Annotated in this window: 5 protein-coding genes and 1 pseudogene; 1 reads left to right on the top strand and 5 read right to left on the bottom strand. The window is 74.9% G+C overall.

What is annotated here, in order from left to right; all coding sequences use genetic code 11:
- Positions 1-183: 183 nt before the first annotated feature.
- The 4 genes from EAO76_RS43360 to EAO76_RS43345 form a co-directional block, all read right to left on the bottom strand.
- Entirely contained in the window at positions 184-906 is a 723-nt protein-coding gene (locus tag EAO76_RS43360) for a nitroreductase family protein (protein WP_148841695.1), read from the bottom strand.
- 81 nt (positions 907-987) lie between these two features.
- Entirely contained in the window at positions 988-2,196 is a 1,209-nt protein-coding gene (locus tag EAO76_RS43355; RefSeq protein WP_148841694.1) for a 1-acyl-sn-glycerol-3-phosphate acyltransferase, read from the bottom strand.
- A complete protein-coding gene (locus tag EAO76_RS43350; RefSeq protein ID WP_148841693.1) occupies positions 2,193-3,053 on the bottom strand; it encodes a phosphatidate cytidylyltransferase in 861 nt (286 codons plus the stop codon). The genes EAO76_RS43355 and EAO76_RS43350 overlap by 4 nt, the downstream gene beginning before the upstream one ends.
- The gene (locus EAO76_RS43345) at positions 3,050-3,622 is read right to left on the bottom strand and encodes a CDP-alcohol phosphatidyltransferase family protein (RefSeq protein ID WP_148841692.1); all 573 of its coding nucleotides are present in this window, start codon (positions 3,620-3,622) and stop codon (positions 3,050-3,052) included. The genes EAO76_RS43350 and EAO76_RS43345 overlap by 4 nt, the downstream gene beginning before the upstream one ends.
- Positions 3,623-4,078: 456 nt before the next feature.
- On the opposite strand from EAO76_RS43345, the gene EAO76_RS47175 reads away from it, so the two are divergent.
- The gene (locus EAO76_RS47175) at positions 4,079-4,207 is read left to right on the top strand and encodes a hypothetical protein (RefSeq protein WP_262376265.1); all 129 of its coding nucleotides are present in this window, start codon (positions 4,079-4,081) and stop codon (positions 4,205-4,207) included.
- A gap of 121 nt (positions 4,208-4,328) precedes the next feature.
- Here EAO76_RS47175 and EAO76_RS47170 read toward each other — a convergent pair.
- A pseudogene (locus EAO76_RS47170) lies at positions 4,329-5,444 on the bottom strand (purple acid phosphatase family protein); the annotation flags it as partial.

Raw genomic sequence — 5,444 nt, 5'->3', positions numbered from 1 at the left:
GACCTGTCCCCGCCCGTCACACTGCCCGCATGTCCGACACCACAGCCACACCCGTACCCGTGCCCCCGCGGTGGACGCCCGTCCACGGCGAGCCCTACCGACCGGTTCCCCTGCCGGCCGGGAGGCGGTTTCCATTCCCGGGCCCGTCCGGGGTCTTCCGGAGGCGCCCGGAGGCCCCCGGGCTCAGATCTCCACGAGCACCTGGTCCAACGACTTGCGCACCAGGTCCGGCACCTCGCAGTCGTCGGCCGGATACCCGACCGGGATCACCGCGAACGCCTTCTCGTTCTCCGGGCGGCCGAGCACCTCGCGCAGGAACCGCATCGGGCTCGGGGTGTGGATCAGCGCCGCCAGGCCCGACAGGTGCAGGGCCGTCAGCAGCATCCCGACGGCGATCCCGACCGACTCGTCGACGTAGTAGTGCTTGTGCTTCGTGCCGTCCTCGCCCACCCAGTACCTCTGCTGGAACACCACGACCAGGGCCGGGGCGTCCGTCATGTGGGCCTTGACGGCGTCCGTGCCCAGCGGGCGCAGCGCGGCCAGCCATTCCTCGCCGAGCCGTCCGTCGTAGCTGATCCGCTCCTCGTGCTCGGCCGCCTCCCGGATGCGCCGCCGCACTTCGGGGTCCTTGACCAGGACGAAGGTCCACGGCTGCTGGTGCGCCCCGGACGGGGCGGTCGCGGCGCAGGCGATCGCGTCCCTGACGACCTGCTCGGGCACGGGATCGGACGAGAACCGGCGTACGGTCCTGCGCTCGTCCATCCGCCGGCGCAGACGGGCGGCGCGCGCGAGCGACTCGTCGGCCGCGATCCGCTCGGGGCGGTGGGGGACCGGTCGGTAGGGCTCGCCGTGGACGGGCGTCCACCGCGGGGGCACGGGTACGGGTGTGGCTGTGGTGTCGGACATGCGGGCAGTGTGACGGGCGGGGACAGGTCCGGACCAGGGTGTCGCCGGACAGAAGCGGTGCGCCCGTCGGTCAGTGTCCGCTCAGCCCCAGCCCGCGACGATCAGCGAGAGCCCCGCCGCGAAGCCGCCGCCCAGCAGGACCAGGTAACGGCCGTAGTGGCGGCGGTGGCGGCGCATCAGCAGGCCGAAGGCCGCGAAACCGAGGCCGACCGTCAGGGTCCGGGAGCCGCGGGCCTTCGCCGAAGCAGCGAGCCAGTCGGCCGCCGGCACCCCCGCGCGCCCCGCCTCCGCCCCGTACACCTTGAACGGAATGCCGTTCCACGGCTGGTGGCGCACCGCGGACGCGCCCTCCAGGGCGAGTTCGTGACGCACCTCGGCCCGCATCCGGTCCGTGGTCAGCGGCGCGGGCAACCGCACACCGGCCGAGGCCAGCTGGAGGGCGATCAGGCCACCGGCCAGGCTCCCGGCCAGGGCGCCCAGCGACAGCCTCGGGGCCGCCCCCGGCACCGCCACGCAGACCGCGCCCAGCAGCAGCTCCGGCATCAGCGGCCAGCTCAGCGCCTCCGCCAGCGCCCACAGGAACGCCAGCGGGACGCCCCAGCGCGAGGCGGCGACCGCCGCCACCCGGCGCCGCGTCGCTGAGTCCCGCAGCGGCTCGGCGACCGTACGCCGGTGCAGCGCCACCACCGCGTCGCGGGCCTCCTGCGGGCCGACCGCCGGCGGCAGCGGGTCACCGATCGACACCCGCACCAGCGCCGAGCGCAGCCTGCCGTGCTTCGGCAGCAGCCGGTCCGTGCCCGCGATCCCCACCGGCACCACCGGGACGCCCGCCCGCTCGGCCAGTACCAGCGCGCCCCGGTGGAAGGAGCCCAGCTCGCCGTCCCGGCCCCGGGTTCCCTCCGGGAACAGGACGACCGCCCGGCCCGCCCGGAGCTCGTCCGCCATGGTCAGCAGGTCGTCCATGCCGCCGCCGCCGCGCCGGACCGGGAATCCGGCGGCGAGCCTGCGGCAGATCCGGCGCCGCCACGGCGAGGCGAACCAGTAGTCCGCCGCGGCCCCGATCGCCGGGGTGTGCCGGGAGTCGAGCGCGGCGAGGAGTGCCGCCGTGTCGGCGTGCGAGGAGTGGTTGGCGACGACGACACAGCCGCCGCGCGGCAGCCGGCCGCGCCGCTCCACCCCACCGGTGAGGCTGAGGACGCCCCACCACAGGCCGCGCCGGAGCGCGGCGGAGAACCGGGAACGGGCGGGCAGCGCGATCCGGTTGCGGACGAGGGGAAGGGTGGAGGTCATGTCATCACCATCGCGAGGAGGAGAGCCACCAGCAGGGAGTCGATCCGGTCGAGGAGGCCGCCGAACCCGGGCAGCCAGTCGCCCGCGTCCTTCACCCCCGACTCGCGCTTGACCATCGATTCGAGCAGGTCGCCGAGGACGCAGCCACCGAGCACCGCGGCCCACAGCGGGAACGTGAACGCGCCGAGCACGAGCAGCGGCAGGGCCGTGGCCACCGCCGCGCCGAGCACACCCGCCCAGGTTTTGTTGGGGGACAGCGGCGACAGCGGCCGCGCGAGCGGACCCCGGCGGCCCAGCGCCGTGCCGCCGCACCAGGCGCCGACGTCGCCGAGCGCCACCGCGAGCCCCACCGCGACACCGGTCTCGCCGAGCGTCACCAGGCCGGTCAGGGCGACCGGGATCCACAGCAGCCCGAAGGCGGTGCGGGCGGTGCGGGTGAAGCCGGTCCGGTCGTCCCCGGCCAGCACCGGGGGAAGCGCGGCCGCGACCAGCAGCAGCGCCGCCGCCCGCACGTCGAGGACCTCCGGCACCAGCCACGCCAGCGCGGGAAGCACCACCGAGGCCGCCACCAGCACCGCGAGGTCGCCGCGCCGCAGCCCCGCCATCCGGGCGAACTCGCCCGCCGCGACCGCCCCGAGCCCCGCGGCCAGCACGAACGTGCCGCCGCCGCCCAGGAAGTACGCCCCCAGGAAGACCGGCGCCACCAGCGCCCAGGTGCGCCACCGCTTGCGCAGCTCGGCCCGCATCCGGACCTTCGACGGCAGTACGGCGACGGCGACACCGCCCGCCCCCAGCACTCCCGCGACCAGCGGCACGGCCCGCGCGGCCGCCTCCTCGGCGATCAGTACGGCGCTCATGCCAGCTCCCGCCACAGACCGGCCAGCCGGAGCGCCGCGGTCAGCAGCGAACCGGCGGCGATCACGATCAGGACGGGCACGGCCCAGCCGCTCGCCGCGGCGACCACCACCAGCAGACAGCGCTCGGTCTTGCCGACCGGGCCGCCGTTGCGCCGGGGCGCGCCCGCCGCGGCACCGGCCAGCGACACCCAGGACGGCAGCGTCGCCGCGAGCCCGGCCGCCGCCACCAGCCACAGCGGGGCGAGCGTCAGGAACCCGGCCAGTACGACCAGGTCCGCCACCCGGTCGCCGAGCTCGTTGAGCACCGCGCCGCGCCTGGTGGTCCGGCCCGTGTCGCGGGCCAGCGCGCCGTCCAGGTTGGCGAAGGCGAGCCGGGCCGCGAGCAGCACGGCGACCGGCAGGGCCGCGGGACCGGCGGGCAGCCAGGCCAGCGCGGCGGCGGCACCGGCGGCCGAGACCACCCCGGCCGCGGTGAGGGTGTCGGGCGACACCTCACGGCGGGCCAGCGAGGCGCGGACACCGGAGAGCCGGTCCGCGTACCAGGGCTTGAGAGCGTAGAGGCCGTTCATGGCTTCAACTCTCGTGCGAAGCACAATCGTTCGACACGTGGTGAGTACTCAAATACGACTGAGTACCCGGGGGTGTGCGCCCGGGTATTCGGGCGATGGGTGTGACCCTCCTCGCACGAGCGCCCCGATCGGCTGCCTCACCTCCTTTGACCAGGGATGATCGGCTGCCGTACAGGCTCTCGCGAGGGGATCGGGGGCGGTCCGGCGCAAACCTCCGTCTCAGATAGTAGGAAGTCCGAGTAATTGTGGAGACAGACCGGCCGGGCTGCCCTAGCTTTGTAGGAGCCGAACGTCTCGCTGGAACCAGCGACTGGCGGTCCTGAGCGCGCGCCCCGTGCAGGCAACCCCTGCGGCGCCCGCCTCCGCCCCTTCCGGCACCTCGAAATCCTGATCTCGAAATCGCCTTCACGATTTTTCGATCTCGAAATCCTCGCGATCTCAAGGAGTCGATCCACCATGGCCCAGACGACCGTCCGCCGCGTCCGCCGTACCCACCGCCCGACCGAGTCGGAGCGCCAGAACGCCGCCGCCGCCCTGCAGCGGGCCCTCGACCGCCGGGACAACGGCGGCTCCACGGGCCACTGACACCGGCTTTTGGCACCGGTCCGCGGGGACCGGCCGCCGACCGCCGCCGACCGACCGGCCTCGGGGGCCGGTCGGCTCCCCGGACCGGCCGCCGGAGCGGGCGCCGCCCCGCCGGGGGCCAGCCGCGGCCGATCTCGAAGTGGTCGATGCGCTCGCCCGACTCGGCGAGCGCGGTCACCTTCATCCGCGGGTGCCGTCCGGGCGTCACCTCCACCGCGAGGAACGAGAACCCGGTGTAGCGCACCCGCGACCACTCCACGGTCTCGGCGGCCTTCCCGCCGTCCTTGGCCACGTGGTACGTGTCCACGCTCTCCAGGTCCCGGACCCGTCCCTCGTGGCTGTCCGGGACCGGGAAGTCGTAGAGCGCCTTGCCCGCGCCGCCCGCCGTGACGTACACGATGCCGTCGCGCGCCGGGTCGATGCGCTCGCCGATCGGCACCGGGCGCCGCACCGCGTTCCCCAGGATCGCGTCCGTGCGTTCGCAGACGTGGTTGTGCCCGTTGATGACCAGGTCCACCCGGTGCTTCCCGAAGAGCGGCACCCGGGCGTCGCGCACCCCGCCGTCCGAGGCGTGCGCGTTGGTCGTCGAGTACCACGCCTCCATGTCGTGATTGCCGGTGGTCACCATCCACGGCACCGTCCTGGCCACGGTCTCCGTCCGCGCCAGGAACTGGTCCCAGGCGCGGGCGTCGTAGACGTCGGTGGGGCGGCCGGAGCCGGACGGGTCGGCGTAGCGGATGTCGCCCGCGTGCAGGTGGAAGGCCGGGTTCTGGCCCAGGATCAGCCGGTCGTTGCCGAGCGCGTGGTAGCTGACGCCCTGGTCGCCGAAGGCGGTGAAGGCGAAGGGCCCGGCGCGGGCGGGGGCGGTGGTGAAGGTGCCGAGCGTGCCCGGGTCGCGGGCGTCCGCAGGGTCGAAGCCTCGTGGCCGACGCCGTAGTGGTACGTCGTACCGGGGCGCAGCCGCTCCGGGCTCGCGTGCAGGTAGAACTGCTCGGCGGCCGCGATCCTGCCGCCGTTCGGCTCCGGGGGGTGAGGTGGCGCACCTCGGCGTCGATCCGGTGGCCCGGCGCCCACGGCTGGAGGCCGATGCGCAGGTACGGCCGCCGCACGGCGAACGGCACCTGCCAGGAGACCGCCATCCGCGTCCGCGGGTCGGCCCCGTACGCCAGGTGCCGGCCGAACGGCGCGACCAGCGAACCGTCCACCCGGGTGGACGGTTCGCTGGTCGCGCCGTTCG

It is taken from the genome of Streptomyces sp. sk2.1, from assembly GCF_008120935.1.
In the GTDB taxonomy this organism is placed as follows: Bacteria; Actinomycetota; Actinomycetes; order Streptomycetales; family Streptomycetaceae; genus Streptomyces.
This window is presented reverse-complemented; position numbering and strand designations above follow the sequence as displayed.

Bases quoted from the DNA above. Each gene is read 5' to 3' on its own strand.
- EAO76_RS43345 (WP_148841692.1), bottom strand. From the start codon at position 3,622: ATGAACGGCCTCTACGCTCTCAAGCCCTGGTACGCGGACCGGCTCTCC.
- EAO76_RS43350 (WP_148841693.1), bottom strand. From the start codon at position 3,053: ATGAGCGCCGTACTGATCGCCGAGGAGGCGGCCGCGCGGGCCGTGCCG.
- EAO76_RS43355 (WP_148841694.1), bottom strand. From the start codon at position 2,196: ATGACCTCCACCCTTCCCCTCGTCCGCAACCGGATCGCGCTGCCCGCC.
- EAO76_RS47175 (WP_262376265.1), top strand. From the start codon at position 4,079: ATGGCCCAGACGACCGTCCGCCGCGTCCGCCGTACCCACCGCCCGACC.
- EAO76_RS43360 (WP_148841695.1), bottom strand. From the start codon at position 906: ATGTCCGACACCACAGCCACACCCGTACCCGTGCCCCCGCGGTGGACG.